Source organism: Pseudomonas peli (genome assembly GCF_900099645.1).
GTDB classification, from domain to species: Bacteria; Pseudomonadota; Gammaproteobacteria; order Pseudomonadales; family Pseudomonadaceae; genus Aquipseudomonas; species Aquipseudomonas peli.
On record NZ_FMTL01000005.1, the window covers coordinates 131,478 to 147,990 of the forward strand.

The window sequence follows — 16,513 nt, forward strand, 5'->3', positions numbered from 1 at the left end:
CGAGCTAGAGTCCTGCAAGGCAAAAACAGGCGAGGAAGCGGAGTGTACTTTTGTACATGAGCCTTCCGAGCCTGTTTCTAACGCAGCAGGGCCGACGCGCAGCAGACGTTAAATAGGTTCTTATGAGTCGCTACCGCCCACCCCGCTCCGCCGGCACTGCCCTGATCACCCCCGAGGGCGAGGCCCGCATGCGCGCCGAGTTACATGAGCTTTGGCATGTGCGCCGTCCTCAGGTTACCCAGTCGGTCAGTGAGGCTGCTGCCCAGGGCGACCGTTCGGAGAATGCCGAATACACCTACGGCAAGAAGATGCTGCGCGAAATAGACAGCCGCGTACGTTTTCTGACCAAGCGCCTGGAAAACCTCAAGGTGGTCAGCGCCCGGCCCAGTGCCCCGGATAAGGTCTACTTCGGCGCCTGGGTCACCTTGGAAGATGAGGACGGTGCTGAATCGCGCTACCGCATCATCGGCCCGGATGAGTTGGACCTGAAAAACAACCTGATCAGCATCGACTCGCCCCTGGCACGCGCCCTGATCGGCAAAAGCCTGGACGCCGAAGTACGGGTACAGACGCCAACTGGCGAGAAAACCTGGTACATCGTCGCGATCGACTACCTGTGACCGAGCCAAGCATGCCCTCCGCCCCAGAGACCTCATCCCAGCAAGCCCGCCTTGAGTGGGATGAGCAGGGCCAGCCGCTGTCCAGCCAATTCGCCGACGTGTACTTCTCCAACGAGAACGCGCTGGCCGAAACCCGCTACGTGTTTCTCGCCAACAACCAGCTGCCGGAACGCTTCGCCGCGCTGACGGCCAATCAGCAGTTGGTCATTGGCGAAACCGGCTTCGGCACCGGACTGAACTTCCTTTGTGCCTGGCAGCTGTTCGAGCAGCACGCCACGGCAACTGCGCGCCTGCATTTTGTCAGCGTGGAAAAGTACCCGCTGAACTGTGCTGACCTGCAGCGCGCACTGGCGCTGTGGCCAGAACTGGCGCCTTATGCCGAACAGCTGCTGGCGCAGTACGTGGCGCTGCACCCAGGTTTTCAGCGCCTGGTATTTGCCGACGGGCGCATTGTTCTGACCTTGCTGATTGGCGATGCACGTGAGCTGTTTGGGCAACTGGATGCTCAGGTCGACGCCTGGTTTCTCGACGGCTTTGCGCCGGCGAAAAACCCGGATATGTGGACGCCGGAGTTGTTCGCCGAACTGGCCCGGCTGTCCCATGCCAGCACCACCCTCGGCACCTTTACCAGTACCGGTTATGTACGCCGCCGCCTGAACGAGGCGGGCTTCAAGATGAAGCGCGTACCGGGGCTGGGAAAAAAATGGGAAGTGCTAAAAGGCGGCTTTATCGGTACAGCTGAAACAGCCGAAAAGCCCTGGTTTGCCCGCCCACAGCAGCCGGTTGGCGAGCGCAGCGCACTGGTGATCGGCGCAGGCCTTGCCGGCTGCGCTACTGCCGCCAGCCTGGCCCAACGCGGCTGGCAGGTCACCCTACTGGAGCGGCACGGCGCCATTGCCCAGGAAGCCTCAGGCAACCCGCAAGGGGTGCTCTACCTCAAGCTCTCGGCCCATCACACCACGCTGTCACGCCTGATCGTCAGCGGCTATGGCCATACCCGCCGGCTACTGGAACAGCTGCATAAAGGCACGGACTGGGACAACTGCGGCGTGCTGCAACTGGCCTTCGATGTCAAGGAAGCGCTACGCCAGGCGCAGCTTGCTGCTGCCTTCCCCGCCGACCTACTGACAAACCTGGACAGAAGCGCCGCCGAAGCCAAAGCCGGCATAACCCTGCCCGCTGGCGGCCTTTTCTACCCCGAAGCGGGCTGGGTGCATCCACCGGCGCTGTGCGCACTGCTCAGCCAGCAGCCGAACATCCAACTGCGACTGCATCAGGAGGCCTTGGAGCTGCGCCGTGACGGTGATAGCTGGCAAGCCTGGAATGACAAGCAGCTGCTGGCCAGCGCCAGCGTGGTGGTGTTGGCCAGTGCCACCGAGATCAAGGGGTTTACCCAAAGCGCAGGCTTACCGCTTAAACGCATTCGCGGGCAGATCACTCGCTTACCAGCCACCGCAGCCAGTCGCGCATTGAACACCGTGGTATGCGCCGAGGGCTACGTCGCGCCGGCGCGCCAGGATGAACACACCCTGGGGGCGAGCTTTGATTTCAACAGTGATAATCTGACGCTGAACAGCGCCGATCACGCAAGCAACCTGCAGTTATTGGACGAGATATCGCCCGAGCTTTGCGGCGCACTAAATGCTGCGGCACTCGATCCCGAACACCTGCAAGGCCGCGCCGCCTTTCGCTGCACCAGCCCGGATTATCTGCCAATTGTCGGCCCTTTGGCCGATACCACCGCCTTTGCCGAGGCCTATGCGGTGCTGAGCAAGGATGCCCGCCAGGTACCGGATACGCCCTGCCCCTGGCTCGAAGGCCTGTATATCAACAGCGGGCACGGCTCACGCGGCCTGATTACCGCACCGCTGTCCGGTGAGCTGATCGCCGCCTGGCTGAATAACGAGCCGCTGCCCGTGCCTGCCGATGTGGCACAGGCCTGCCACCCCAACCGCTTCGCCTTGCGGGCGCTGATCCGCAACAAGGCTTAACCCGACGCGCCTGTCAGCAGGCGCGCTCACGGGTCAACCGCGCAGACTGAAACGCCAGGCGCGATGGATTTTCGGGTTACGGGCGAAATCTGGATCCAGAGTCGATGCACTGATTTCTTCCACTTGATACCGCGCGGCCAAGCTCTCATCGAGCTCAAACTTGCGGAAGTTATTGGAGAAATACAGCACCCCGTCTTTGGTCAGGCGGGCCATGGCCAGGTCGAGCAGCTGCACATGGTCGCGCTGCACGTCGAAGATGCCTTCCATGCGCTTGGAGTTGGAGAAGGTCGGCGGGTCAATAAAGATCAGCTCGTATTCTCCACGGTCTTCGGCCAACCAGGCCATCACGTCGCCCTGCTCCAGACGGTTCTTGTCGGAGAAGCCATTGAGCGACAGATTGCGCCGCGCCCAGTCCAAGTATGTCTTCGACAGGTCAACGCTGGTGGTGGTGCGCGCGCCACCCTTTGCTGCATGCACGGTGGCGGTAGCGGTGTAGCAGAACAGGTTGAGGAAGCGCTTACCGGCGACCTCTTTCTGAATGCGCAAACGCAACGGGCGGTGATCGAGGAACAGGCCGGTGTCCAAGTAATCGGTCAGGTTGACCAGCAGCTTCACGCCGCCTTCGCTGACTTCCAGAAACTGCCCCTGGGTGGCTTGGCGCTGGTATTGCTTGGTGCCACTCTGGCGTTCGCGGCGCTTGATCACCACCTTGCTTTTGTCGACACCCAGCGCCTGCGGAATCGCGGCAATAGCGTCAAACATACGCGCCTTGGCTTTCTCCGGATCAATGGACTTGGGCGCGGCATATTCCTGCACGTGCACCCAATCACCGTACAAATCCACCGCCATGGAATATTCCGGCATGTCGGCGTCGTACAGGCGGTAGCATTCAACGCCTTCCTTACGCGCCCATTTGCCCAGCTGCTTGAGATTCTTCTGCAGGCGGTTGGCAAACATCTGGCCGCCTTCGCTCAGGCGCGCCTGTTCGACCACCGATGCAGGTGCCGGAGTTGGTTTGATCGGGTTGCCGTTCTTGTTGTACTGGCGCTCCAGCGGCTCCAGCGGGGATTTGTCAGCTTCGGCCTGCTCGCGCTCACGTTCGCGCTGCTCAGGGGTGCGGCGCTCGCCAGTGACGAACTGCTCGGGCTGCACCTTGATCAACAGCAACTTGCACGGTAATGCACCGTTCCAGAAGGCGTATTGCTTGTGGCTGCGGATGCCCATGCGCTTGCCCAGGTCTGGCGCACCGGTAAATACCGCCGCCTCCCAGCCCATGCACGCCTGACGCAGGCGCTCGCCGAGGTTCTGGTAGAGGTACAGCAAGCTGGCTTCATCACCCAGACGCTCGCCGTAGGGTGGGTTACAGATCACCAAACCTTTCTGGTTCTGATCCGGGCGCGGCTCGAAGGTCGCCACTTCGCCCTGATAGACCTTGATCCAATCGCTCATGCCTGCGCGTTCAATATTATTGCGAGCCGGCTGAATCAGCCGTGGGTCGGCTTCGTAACCGCGAATCCACAGGGGTGGTTTAGCCATGCCCGCTGCTGCGCGCTCTTCGGCCTCGGCATGCACGTTCTTCCACAAAGCCGGCACATGGCCCAACCACTTGCTGAAGCCCCATTGCTCACGGGTCATATTCGGCGCGATATCGGCGGCGATCATCGCGGCCTCGACCAAGAAGGTGCCAACACCGCACATCGGGTCAGCCAGTGCGCCGCCTTCTGCCGCGATACGCGGCCAACCGGCGCGGATCAATACGGCGGCTGCGAGGTTTTCCTTCAGCGGTGCAGCGCCCTGCTGCAGGCGGTAACCGCGCTGGTGCAGGCTATGGCCAGAGAGATCGATAGACAGAATCGCCTCACCGCGATCCAGACGCAGGTGCACCCGTAGGTCGGGGTTGATCTTATCCACCGAAGGCCGCGTACCGTCTTTCAGGCGCAGCTTGTCGACGATGGCATCCTTAACCTTCAACGCACCGAAATGGGTGTTGTCGATGCCTGAGCCGTTACCGCTGAATTCCACAGCCAAGCTGCCGGTGGATTCCAGGTGCTCAAACCAATCAACCTCCAGCACGCCTTCGTAAAGGCTCTGGGCGTCCTGCACGCTGTATCGCTTGAGCACCAGCAGCACACGGTTGGCCAAACGCGACCAGAGGCACAGACGGTAGGCGGTTTCCATGTCAGCCATGCCACGGATGGCCGAGGTGTGCTCACGTGCCTCTTCAAGGCCGAGGCTGCTGGCTTCTTCAAGCAGCAAGCCTTCGAGGCCTTTGGGGCAGGTGAGGAAGAGTTCGTAACGATCCGACATGGGAGTTTCCAGTGCCTAAGGCAATCAACGGCGCACCGACAAATCGGCACGGCCAAAATAAGTGACGAAGCGTCTAAGCGCGACCCTTCGTCGGAATAAACAACAGTCTCAATCGCAATTCATTCGCGATAGCACAACACCAGTACACCTTACGCATACGCCCACAGCATAGGCGTTACAGCGAAAAAACAGGGTATCCAACGCAATGCCTTATGGCACGACCCTCAAAAACGTTACGGCCTTATGACGAAACGGTCATTCACAGGCACCCGCGCATTGGTTAGAAATCTACCCAGGCCAGCACTGCAACGGTGCTGGCAAGGAGGCTCGCGACGCCGGCAGCGGACTCCGTAGGCAGAACGTTTCTGCCTGACCTTGCTTCAAGGTCTAAGGGACATAACAGTCAACATTGAGGGCTACACCCTATGAGAAGACTTAAGCGTGATCCGTTAGAAAGAGCTTTTTTGCGCGGCTATCAATACGGCATCAGTGGTAAATCCCGCGAACTCTGTCCATTCACCCTCCCCTCTGTCCGCCAAGCCTGGTTAAACGGCTGGCGCGAAGGCCGCGGTGACAATTGGGACGGCATGACCGGCACAGCCGGCATCCATCGACTCAACGAACTTCACGCTGTCGGCTGATTCAGGAACCTACCGACTCACCATGCGCGCTCCATCCGAGCGGCGGGCGCGAGCCCAGGGGCTCCTTTAGGGAGCCCTTTTTATTGCCTGCCCTCCATGAGCGGCAAACCTTCTGGCCATCGCTACGCGACGTTTAAAATGCCTCCCGGCCATTTTTATTGTTTACGACTTGCTCGGTAGCGCAGCAATCGCATCGACCGCTTCGCGAATCAATGCTGGGCCCTTGTAGATAAAGCCGGAGTAAATCTGCACCAGGCTAGCACCGGCGGCGATCTTCTCAGCCGCATGCTTGCCTTCGGTAATCCCGCCCACGGCGATGATCGGTAAACGGCCTTTCAACTCACTGGCCAACACCTTAACAATGTGCGTGCTCTTCTCACGCACCGGTGCGCCGGACAGGCCGCCCGCCTCATCGGCACATTCCAGACCATGCACCCCTTCGCGACCCAGTGTGGTGTTGGTGGCAATCACCGCATCCATGCCGGCGCCAACCAACGCATTGGCTACTTCGATGGTTTCTTCATCACTCATGTCCGGGGCGATCTTGATCGCCAGCGGCACACGCTTACCGTACTGTGCAGCCAGATCTTCCTGACGCTTGCGCAGAGCTTCGAGCAATTGCTTGAGCGAGTCGCCAAACTGCAGGCTGCGAAGGCCTGGGGTGTTTGGCGAACTGACGTTAACGGTGACGTAGCTGGCGTGCTGATAGACCTTGTCCAGGCACAGCAGGTAGTCATCCACTGCGTTCTCGACCGGCGTATCGAAATTCTTGCCGATATTGATGCCCAGCACGCCCTTGTATTTGGCTGCCTGCACACGGGCCAGCAGGTGATCGACGCCGTGGTTGTTGAAGCCCATGCGATTGATGATCGCCTCGGCCTCAGGCAAGCGGAACAGACGTGGCTTGGGGTTACCGGGCTGTGGCCGCGGCGTTACTGTACCGATTTCAACAAAGCCGAAGCCCAACTGAGCAAAACCATCAATGGCGTCGCCATTCTTGTCCAAGCCGGCAGCCAAACCGACCGGGTTGGGGAATTCCAGCCCCATTACCTTGACCGGTAGCGCGGCCGGGCTCTTGGTCAGTAAACCGTTAAGCCCCAGACGACCGCCGGCACCGATCAAGTCGATGGACAGTTCATGGGAGGCTTCGGGGGAAAGTTTGAACAGCAGCTCGCGGGCCAGGGTATACATGGGCAGGCTTAGCTCGATAAAGTTACAAAGGTCGCGATTATAGCCGGCTGCGCCCCTGATAGGCGAGGCACACGGTGCTGTCAGCCCAAGCGGCGTAGGCTGAGTAACTCACCGGCCGCGCTGAACTCGAGCTCGAAGGAACCATAGACACCGTCATGGGTCAGAAATGGCCGAAAATGGTGAGCCGGCACACTGACACTCCGTCCATCGCGACTTTGCACTAATATCCGGTTGGCACGCCCTTGATAGACCACACGTAAGCGCTCGGCCGATAACGCAATATCAAACACCAGACTGGGCATGGAGGCACCTTTGCAACTGACTGCAGCAATCTTGCCATACGCCGCGTGCCGGCCCGGTAAAAAATGGCTGGGAGCTATTTTTTACCTCGCGCAGCGACGGTCCGAAGCGTGGCCTCCCGGAATGGCAGGCCATAAAAAACCTGTCGGCATGGCCGATAATGCCTGTGCAGGGCTGCGCGGGCTCTGCCAAACTGGCAATGGTGATTTCGGAGTTCGTACCTGGCTATGAGTCTGTCTGAGCAGCCTTCCACCCTCAGCTCACGCCTCGGTGCCTTAGCGCAACGACTAGGCCTTATCGGCCGTGGACAACGCCAGATCCTCGAGCGCGCCAGCCACCTGCGCCTGCCCTTCAGCCCTCTACCGCAAGTGCGTGAAAGCATCTGCTGGCAAGACGGCCCACAGCTACACCGTCTGATAGACCTGCCCCGCAGCGCACTCTCAGGCCCAGTCCAGGAAGACAAAGCGCAAGCTCACGCCATGCTGGTGCGGGTGATTGAAGCGCAAGAACAGCAATTGACCTCGTTCGACCTGCGCATGATCGATGGCCTATCGACCTGCAATCCTCAGCAAGCCTGCCATACCAGCTTTGAAGTCTTCGCTGCCAGTGAACCGTGCCGCCAAGTGCGCATCATCAGTTACAAAGACTTCGTCAAAACCATTAGCTTGGCGCTACCGCGCTTTCTCGCAGGCGAACCCATCAACCTGCGCCAAGCCAGTTGGCGGGGGGAGCGAGTGTTCTGGACGGGTGAACACCACAGTGAATCCTTCGCCTGCGCCATCGCCTATGCACGCCGGCGTGAGCTGGAGGTTAACCTGCCGGCAGAACTCAGCCATTACCGACTGAGCGATAAAGGGCTCAGTAACCTGCAACAGCACTACCACGTACTGGGCATGCCCAATACGGCCTGGAGCGACCCAGCTTTTATGGCGTTGCTATTGGACAACGGCCTGCCCTACGCGCGCCTATCTCTGCTGGGCGGCCCTGGCTCGCCCGAGTTTCTCCTGTTGCCCAAGCACTCAACTGAGGCCACAGCCCTTGGTGAAGGCCTGCGCCTGGCCGGTGCGCCGGATGTGGTGGGCTATTTAAAGCAATTGCAGGTGCAGCGCTAATTCCGCTGGCTTCTCCATTCTAAAAACATAAAAAACCCGCTGCCTTTACGGCAGCGGGTTAATCATCTGCACGCAGATCAGACCGTTACTTTGAGGCTGTCATCTCCCAACATCGCCGATATCACACCGGCAGCATCCATGGCGCCATAAGCGGCTTGCAGGTTGATCCCCTCCAACACAATGGTTTGACCTGTTCCGCCACCAGCTCCAGCATTAGCATCCACCGTTATCGTGGTGTTGGTGCTGAAGGCAAAGGTCAGGTACTGGCTCAAACTGCCGGCAGTATCATCCTCACCGACCAGCAACTGAGACAGATCCAGTGAGTCAACGCCTTTAGCAAAGTCGGTCACCGTAGTGGTGCCTGTATTACCTAGCAGCCATTTAAAGGTATCAGCACCCTGACCGCCGGTCAGCGTATCGCTACCACCACTGCCAATCAGGATGTCGTCACCGTCAAGACCTACTAACGAGTTGTTGCCGCTGGTGCCGGTCAGAACATCGCCAAAACGCGAACCGACAAGGTTCTCAATGGAGTTCAACGTATCCGAACCAGCACCCCCGGTGTTCTGAGCTGTGCCAATACCCAAGTCCACCGTTACGCCGCTAATGGCATCGAAATACCCAGCAGTATCAGTACCCGTGCCACCGTTAAGGGCATCGTCGCCACTGCCTCCGACCAGCAAGTCGTTGTTGTTGTCTCCGTTGAGCTCATCGTTACCATCGTTGCCAATCAGGATGTCATTGCCATTACCGCCATTAAGGGTATGGGCGCCGCTCAAACCATCCACCAAAATGTCAGCACTGCTTGTGCCATCTAGATCGCCGCTGGTATCCAGCGTGATCGTTACCGTGGAGGTGTTATTATCTCCGCCACCTGAGGACGCCGTATAGTTGAAGTCAGAATTGCTACTGCCGAGGAACCCATTCCCGTTGTTGTCGTTGAAGTTCACCGCACCATAGTAGCTGGTGCCGGCCGTATGCGAGCCGACACCACCGGTGACCGAGCTGATGCCGCTGATATCCAGGCGGCCATCCGGATCGCTGTCGTCCCACAGCAAGGCCCATTCAGGTATCGCCACAGAAACGTTGCCGACGTTAGTGCGAACAGCATCACCACTGGTACTAGTGCTATCACCGGTCGCTGTAATGTTGATAGTCGCCGTATCGAGCACACTCAGTGCACCGCCGCCAACTTGGCCTTCATCGTTGATCATCAGTAACAGTGTCGCGGCCAGCGCAGGTGCATTGACCGCGCTGTAGCTGATGCTGCCGGCGGAACCACCACCCGTATCGATACCACCCAGCAGGTTGTTCAGCTGCGTGAGGGTACCTCTGAATGTTACTTGCGAGGTGCCACTACCGCTGAGGTTGGCAATACCACTATTGCCCGCAGTGACAGTTAAGGAGCCCTGAGAAACTGCCAGAGTGACTGTCCTCAGCCCTGTTCCGCCATCAATATCCCCCACCGACATGCCAGTACCACTCAATACCAAACTGCTGCCTTCTGTGGCGTTGTAGCTCGCGTTGGTGATAGTTGCCGCCGGTGCATCATTGACGGGTGTCACGTTGATAGTGAGTTGATTCGACGTCGGATCAAGATCCGTACCGCCATTCCCAACCCCACCGTTGTCACGCACCTGGAAGGTGATATTGGCGTAGCCATTGCCGTTAGCATTTGCGGCCGGCGTGAACACCAGCAAACCAAGATTGCCAACGGCGATCTCTGCAGGCACCGCGCCACCGTTATAGCTAAGCGAACCAGCGCCACTAAACGCGGTAATTTTCACCGACATCAAGCTGTCGCCGTCCGAGTCGCTAAAGCCGAAGTCAGCGCCGGAGAATACTTTGCTGCCGTCTTCGAGCACGCTGAGAGTTGCATCGCTGCCACTGGGTGCCTGATTAACGTCGAGTATGGTCACCGTCAGGTTTGCACTGGAAGGGTCGCCGTCTTTGTCCAGGATGGTGTAGGTGAATACCTCATTGGAGTTGGCAGTAACCGATACCGGGGCTACATAGCTCCAGGCTCCGGTGGCGAAGCTGAAACTCAGCTTGCCGCCCATAGCGGTTGTGATGTTGCTTAGTGAGTTGCCCGCAATGTTTGGTCCAGTGCTGGGGTCGATAATGGCGCCGCCGTCCCACACATAGGTAATGCCGTTGATTGAGATGGACTGAATCCGGCCAGCGCCATCGGCACCGAACGCATCATCACCACCGCCCACCGCATTGTTGTTGCCCAGCAGCACATTGCCACTGACATCGCCGCCGGCGATCTGATCCAGCAGGGTGTCGATCAGGTCATCAAAATCAGCAACCAAGATCGGAGCGCCGCTGCCATCCAGATCGACGTCCTGCAAACGGGCATTGTTGATGCCATCGCCGACGCCAATAGTGGTGACGTTGATGCCATTGCTATCAACAAAGTTATTCCAGGCAGTCGCCGTGGCATCGCTCAATGAGTTACCACCAGTGCCGGTCTGCTGGTTGGGGTTGCCATCACTGATAAAGAATACTTGATTGCTCCAGCCCGAGATGGGGCTGTAAACCGCCATGGTTTCCTGAATACCATCCGTGAAGTCCGTGTTACCACTGAACGGACGACTGGCGATGATGCTGTCGACCTGCGCATTAAAGGCCGCCAGCGTGGTTACCGGGGCATAGGCCAGCGAGTCCGAGGAGAACGCCACGACAGTAACTTTCACATCGCCACTGGTGCCGTTAAAGAGCGCCTGACCAGCCGCCTTAACCGCATTCATCATGGTGTTGAATTCGCTGTTGCTAATGCTGCCGCTGGAGTCCAACACAAAGGCGACGTTGAAATCCTCACCGCTGCCTTCGACTACCGAGGCGAAATCGTTCTGCGCCAACGGCGTATCGTCGTCGACGTTGATCGCCAAGGTGCCAGTAGCGGTATCGCCATCCTTGTCAGTGACTTGATAGGTCAAGTTAAAGGACTGGTTGTTCTCCGCGTTGCCCGTGGCATGCTGGATCGATGCGTTCTGCGTCACGGTGTAGGCACCGGTGGCGCTGTTCATGGTTACAGTCAGCACCAAGGATGCACCCTGACTGATCAGCAACGAGCCCCCAGGACCTGCCGCATAATTGAAGCTGCTGGGTGCAACGCTGGTCAGCCATTGCACGGTCCCTGCACCATCTGCACCGAAGTTGAGGCTGAGCGTACCGCTGGTATTGACCGAGTTTGGACTGTCATCACCCGTGCCGCTCGGGATGCCGTTGGCCAGGGCATCATCGTCCAGCTGAACAGTGGCATTGCTGCTGGTGGTAGGGCCATCATCTTTAAAGCTGATAGCACCGCCCAGGTTTACAGTGGTTACGGCGATATCCCCGTCGCCATCCGTAACGGTAGCGCTCAGCTTCACCAAGCCATCGGAAGCCAGGCTGGATTCCTGATCGGCAGTGGTGTTCGGCGTATGCATAATCGACCGCTGCTGATCCAGTGTGACCTGACCGCTCGCATTTACCGACACGGTGAAAGAAACACTACCGGCAACACCGCCTACACGGCCCACGATCACACCGGCCTCGTTGTACAACAGGATATTGCTGCCGCTGGCAGAGTCATCCAAACCACTGTCGACACCAGATGCACTGACACTCAGGCTATAGACCGTAGTACCTGCACCATCCGCGCCGTAGTTAGCACTGAACAAGCCGCCAAAATTGGCTGTGACATCACTCAGCAGGTCACTTTCATCTACTTGCAGGCTGTTATTAGCAGGGGCTGCGGCACTGACGCTAGGACCATCGTCATCGAAGGCCACCTTGCCGCCTAAATCCAGTATCTGACTAGCGGTTGCAGTATCGCCGTCACCGTCAGTGATGGTGGCGGTGGCTTTCAAACCAACCAGGTTGCTCGCAAGTACGGCTTCTTGTGCGCTGTAGTTGCTGGTTGCGCCACCTGGGTTATGGTCGATCTCCTTGAGCTGGGTCAGGGTCACTTGCCCGGTGCCATTCACCGACAAGGTGAAGACACTGTTGCTGGCATTCACGCCTGCCTCGCTCGCTGAGGTAGAGCCGGTAATCACCCCAGCGTTCTCATAGAGGTAGATCGTTGCCCCATCGCTGCTCAAGCCAGACGAGGCTCCTTCTGGCGCAATCAGGGTCATGCTGTAAGCGGTTACAACCGCACCCGCGCCATCTGCGCCATAACTTGATGCAGTGATCGAGAACGCCGAGCTGAAGCTTGCGCTGCCTGTATCTGACGCCGTGCCGAGGGTCTGAGAATCCTGGGTGTTGAGTACCGGTACAGGGCTGGTACCAAAGCCCAAGCTGATACTGGGACCGTCATCATCGAAAGCCACCTTGCCGCCCAGATCCAGTACCGCGCTATCAACGTGCGTATCACCGTCATAGTCAGTGATACTCGCCGTACCGGTAAGCCCAACCAGATTGGAAGCCAGAATAGCTTCCTGTACATCGTAATTACTGATTGCGCCACCTGGCTTGTGATCAATTTCAGCAAACTGACTGAGAGTCACCAGCCCAGCGCCGTTAACCACCAGGGTGAACACGGTGTTGCTGGCATTTACCCCTGCTTCGCTACCCGCAGTCGAACCAGTAATGACGCCACCGCTTTCATACAATTTGACGGTGAGGTTGTTACTGCTCAGGCCAGACAGAGCACCTTCAGCAACCAGCAGGCCGAGCGAGTAGCTCCACGACACGACGCCAGGACCGTCAGCACCATGATTTGAAGCCGCCGAGAAGGCGCCGCTGAAATTAGTGCTCGCAGTGTCGGTATTCGTTCCGGTGGTTTGTGCATCTTGAGTATTGAGCCCTGCCGGCAGCTGGCCACTCAAGCTTGCATCAACCAGCGGGATATCATCTTCGACATGGATCAGGAAGCCACCAGACAACACCAGTGGGTTAACCCCATTGCTGGCCAACAGAATGCTGCTGAAGTCCAGCGTCAACAATTGCGCGTCATTGCTTACATCAAGTGGATGATCCAGGGACTTGTCCAGATTGAACGTGTAGTCGCCATTACTGGCCACCTGCAGGGTGAACACCACAGGGCCCGTTGCACCCGCTTTAGCGGTCAGGGTATCGCCGAGCACACTGTAGACCAACGCCACACCGCCTGAACTGGCAGGCGTAATACCGCCAAGAGCCGCTGGCGCAGTCGACAGGGTGAACTGCGCACCGGCATCCGGCCCCACCACCAGCGATGCCACCGAACCAGTGGCAACATCGGTCACTGAATCTGGGTCAATGATGCCAGTAGGCAGGTTATCTTCATCGACGTAGCCTTCAACAGGGCTGCTGTCTTCGACATAAACCGTCAAGGTAGCAGTCGATGTATCGCCGTCCTTGTCCACGATGCTGTAGGTGAAGGTCTCAGTTTTATCACCCAGCACATTCGAGGGGGCCTGGTAGGTCCAAGCGCCCGTGCTGAAGTTGAAATCGAGCGTGCCACCTTCAGGAGTCGCTATATCAGTCAGCTGGCTACCAACAATATTCGGCCCGCTGCTCGGATCGATAACGCCAGCCCCATCCCATACATACGTAATGCCATTGATCACGATGGATTGAATGTAGCCTGGGCCATCGGCACCGAAACTATCATCGTCACCGCCACCTGCAGCGTTGTCGCTGCCAAGCAGGACATTGCCGCTGACTAATGCGCCAATTTGACCCAGCAAGGTATCGATAAGGTCATCGAAGTTACCCACAAGAATCGGTGCGCCAGCACCATCCAGATCGACATCCTGCAACCGCGGCAGATTAATCCCATCGCCCACCCCAATGGTGGTGACATTAATACTGTTGCTGTCGACGAAGTTATTCCAGGCAGCGGCAGTCACATCATCCAGGGAATTGCCACCAGTACCCGTTTGTTCATTCGGGTTGCCGTCACTGATAAAGAACACTTGGTTGCTTGCGCCCGAAACAGGCACGTAAGTCGCCATAGTTTCCTGAATGCCGTCAGTGAAATCAGTACCGCCGCTGAACGGACGATTGGCAATGATGCTGTCGACCTGTGCATTAAAGGCGGCCAGGGTGGTCACTGGCGGGTAAGACACTGAGTTAGAGGAGAACGCCACGATGGTGACTTTCACATCACCATTGGTGCCATTAAAAAGCTCCTGCCCCGCCGCTTTCACCGCATTCATCATCGTGTTGAATGCACTGTTGTCGATGCTGCCACTTGAGTCGAGCACAAAGGCAACGTTGAAGTCTTGGTCTTGGCTGGCCGCCACACTGGCGACGTCATTGCGAGCTAACGGGGTGTCATCGTCGACATTGATCGACAACGTACCCTCAGCCTTGTCGCCGTCCTTGTCGGTTACCTGATAGTTCAGAGTAAAGGCCTGGTTGTTCTCCAAATCAGCATTGGCATGCTGGATTGGTGCGTTCTGAGTGACGGTGTAAGCACCGCTAGCGGTATTCAGCGTCAGCGTCAGCACTGTGGTAGCGCCTTGCTTCACCAACAGTTGTGAGCCATCCGGGCTTGCCTGATAGGTGAAGCCGCCCGGTGCTCCGGAATCCAGCCATTTCACGGTACCGGCACCGTCAGCACCGAAGTTCAGCCCCAGCGTACCGCTGACGTTTAGTGCATCAACGTCATCATTCGTGCCGCCCGGGATACCGTTGGCAAGGGCGTCGTCGTCGAGTTGCACCAAGCCATTCGGTAGCACACTTGGGCCGTCATCTTTAAAGCTGATGACCTTACCAATATCAAGGCTGGCGCTGGCCTGGTCACCATCTCCATCGGTCACGACGGCATTCAAGCTGACATGCCCCGCGCCAAGGAACTTGGCTTCATCTGGATCGCCTGTTGGATGAACAATGACTCGCAGTTGATCCAGCTTGACCGTGCCAGCGGCATCAACACTCAAGGTGAACACCAACTGATTGCTACCCGAGGTACGCCCTTCGATAACCGTACCATTCAAGCTGAGCACTACCGACTGGTTGGTCTCGGTATCCACCAACCCCGAATTGGCATTCTGCACGGCCAGCTTATAGGTCAGGCTTTGCAGGCCATCAGCCCCAGGCTGCACGTTGAAAACACCACTGAAATTAGCCGTGGCATCTATATGGAAGGCCGACTCATCAACCTGCAGTGCAGAACCCCAGGTGACATTGGTGCCGACATCGTTGTAGTCGTAATCCGAGGTGAGTGTTTTGTCCTCCCAGTTCTGATTACCTGCGTTGCCGGTATCCTGCAAATGCGAGCCACCAGGATTCAGGCTGGCATCACTGAACAGCACATTGGCACCGTCTGCCCCCACTAGCGGCACACCACCTAGCTGAGCCTGCCACTGACCTGCAACAAACTCGAAGGTCACAATTGAGCCGTTAGCCAGGCCTGCATTGGCTCCGCCATTAGGGATGATAAAGAAGCCGGTATTGGCTGGATCCAGGCCACTGAGATCAGCCACATCGCCAACCGACTGATCATGTACGTTGGCCCAAATCACTTTACCGTCTAGCGGTGAACCGTCTGGCGCCTTGTTGTAGTAACCATAGGAGTTGCTAAAGCCCGCATCGGTGCCCTGGAAGGTGACAAAGGAAGTCACACCAATATTCCCGGCCTGAATGGTCGGGGTATCGTCATCGATCGTCACAACCAATGAACCAGTAGCCGAGTCGTTATCACCGTCAGTCACCGTGTAACCGATGTTTAGGGTGATATCGTCTTCGGTGCCGCTCACGGGGTGCATCAGCGGCTTCAACAAGTTGATGGTGTAGGCGCCGCTGGCTGGGTCAGTGAGCACCACTGTCAGCAATGCCCCGCGGACAGAGCTGATCGTCAGGGTATTGGAAGGAGCATCCCAGCTGGATGTCACGGCCTCCGAGCCCAAGTTCAGCGGACCGCTGAGCGCGATGGATTTGAGGCCATCGGCACCGGCATTGAATGCCAAATTCCCATTGGTGCTGGTAGCAGCGCCGGCAACATCGCCTGGGCCACCATTTATGCCGCCAAGCAGACCCTCATCATCCAGAACAACCGCTGCCGCAGTCTTGCCAGCCACGGGGCCATCGTCTTCGAAGCTGAAGACACCCGCTGCACCCAGGTCAATCGAGGCGCTGTCGCTGTCGCCATCGTCGTCGGTTACGGTCTGGGTCAGCAGCAGTGCACCTTCAGTCAGGGCCAGTACTTCGCTGTCATCGGCATCGGCGGTGTCGTCGTGCCAGAGGTTGTCCAGCAGCTCCAGGGTCACTTCACCACTGACCGGGTCGATGGTCAGGGTGAAATACGCCACGCCACCGGCACTGCCGGTAATCACGTTACCCAGCTGGTTCAGGACGATCTGTTCGCCTTTGCCCAATGGGGCACTGGCGTCCACCGCAAACAGGCCGCTCGGTACATCGTCGCCGCTCAGTTC

The 16,513-nt window shown here is 58.0% G+C and carries 8 protein-coding genes; 4 read left to right on the forward strand and 4 right to left on the reverse strand.

Going from position 1 to position 16,513, the window contains the following annotated elements; genetic code table 11:
- The first annotated feature begins 122 nt into the window (after positions 1–122).
- A complete protein-coding gene (gene greB, locus BLO50_RS19375; protein ID WP_090255925.1) occupies positions 123–620 on the forward strand; it encodes a transcription elongation factor GreB in 498 nt (165 codons plus the stop codon).
- 11 nt (positions 621–631) lie between these two features.
- The gene (gene mnmC / locus BLO50_RS19380; protein ID WP_090255926.1) at positions 632–2,611 is read left to right on the forward strand and encodes a bifunctional tRNA (5-methylaminomethyl-2-thiouridine)(34)-methyltransferase MnmC2/FAD-dependent 5-carboxymethylaminomethyl-2-thiouridine(34) oxidoreductase MnmC1; all 1,980 of its coding nucleotides are present in this window, start codon (positions 632–634) and stop codon (positions 2,609–2,611) included.
- 33 nt (positions 2,612–2,644) lie between these two features.
- On the opposite strand, the gene rlmKL is transcribed toward mnmC, so the two are convergent.
- Positions 2,645–4,918: a bifunctional 23S rRNA (guanine(2069)-N(7))-methyltransferase RlmK/23S rRNA (guanine(2445)-N(2))-methyltransferase RlmL gene (gene rlmKL / locus BLO50_RS19385; protein WP_090255927.1), complete on the reverse strand. Its 2,274-nt coding sequence runs from the start codon at positions 4,916–4,918 to the stop codon at positions 2,645–2,647.
- A 425-nt stretch (positions 4,919–5,343) separates the two neighbouring features.
- Between rlmKL and rmf the strand changes: the two genes are divergently transcribed.
- Entirely contained in the window at positions 5,344–5,559 is a 216-nt protein-coding gene (gene rmf, locus BLO50_RS19390; RefSeq protein ID WP_090255928.1) for a ribosome modulation factor, read from the forward strand.
- A gap of 162 nt (positions 5,560–5,721) precedes the next feature.
- On the opposite strand, the gene BLO50_RS19395 is transcribed toward rmf, so the two are convergent.
- Entirely contained in the window at positions 5,722–6,750 is a 1,029-nt protein-coding gene (locus BLO50_RS19395; RefSeq protein ID WP_090255929.1) for a quinone-dependent dihydroorotate dehydrogenase, read from the reverse strand.
- Positions 6,751–6,830: 80 nt separating this feature from the next.
- On the reverse strand, positions 6,831–7,052 hold the full coding sequence (locus tag BLO50_RS19400; protein ID WP_090255930.1) for a DUF2835 domain-containing protein: 222 nt from the start codon (positions 7,050–7,052) through the stop codon (positions 6,831–6,833).
- A gap of 225 nt (positions 7,053–7,277) precedes the next feature.
- On the opposite strand from BLO50_RS19400, the gene BLO50_RS19405 reads away from it, so the two are divergent.
- Positions 7,278–8,162 (forward strand): DUF6685 family protein, encoded by an 885-nt coding sequence (locus BLO50_RS19405; RefSeq protein ID WP_090255931.1) that lies wholly within the window; start codon positions 7,278–7,280, stop codon positions 8,160–8,162.
- Between the two features lie 77 nt (positions 8,163–8,239).
- Here BLO50_RS19405 and BLO50_RS19410 read toward each other — a convergent pair whose 3' ends face one another.
- Positions 8,240–16,510: a DUF5801 repeats-in-toxin domain-containing protein gene (locus tag BLO50_RS19410; protein ID WP_279615027.1), complete on the reverse strand. Its 8,271-nt coding sequence runs from the start codon at positions 16,508–16,510 to the stop codon at positions 8,240–8,242.
- Positions 16,511–16,513 lie beyond the last annotated feature (3 nt).

Bases quoted from the DNA above. Each gene is read 5' to 3' on its own strand.
- rmf (WP_090255928.1), top strand. From the start codon at position 5,344: ATGAGAAGACTTAAGCGTGATCCGTTAGAAAGAGCTTTTTTGCGCGGC.
- rlmKL (WP_090255927.1), bottom strand. From the start codon at position 4,918: ATGTCGGATCGTTACGAACTCTTCCTCACCTGCCCCAAAGGCCTCGAA.
- BLO50_RS19395 (WP_090255929.1), bottom strand. From the start codon at position 6,750: ATGTATACCCTGGCCCGCGAGCTGCTGTTCAAACTTTCCCCCGAAGCC.
- BLO50_RS19405 (WP_090255931.1), top strand. From the start codon at position 7,278: ATGAGTCTGTCTGAGCAGCCTTCCACCCTCAGCTCACGCCTCGGTGCC.
- BLO50_RS19400 (WP_090255930.1), bottom strand. From the start codon at position 7,052: ATGCCCAGTCTGGTGTTTGATATTGCGTTATCGGCCGAGCGCTTACGT.
- greB (WP_090255925.1), top strand. From the start codon at position 123: ATGAGTCGCTACCGCCCACCCCGCTCCGCCGGCACTGCCCTGATCACC.
- mnmC (WP_090255926.1), top strand. From the start codon at position 632: ATGCCCTCCGCCCCAGAGACCTCATCCCAGCAAGCCCGCCTTGAGTGG.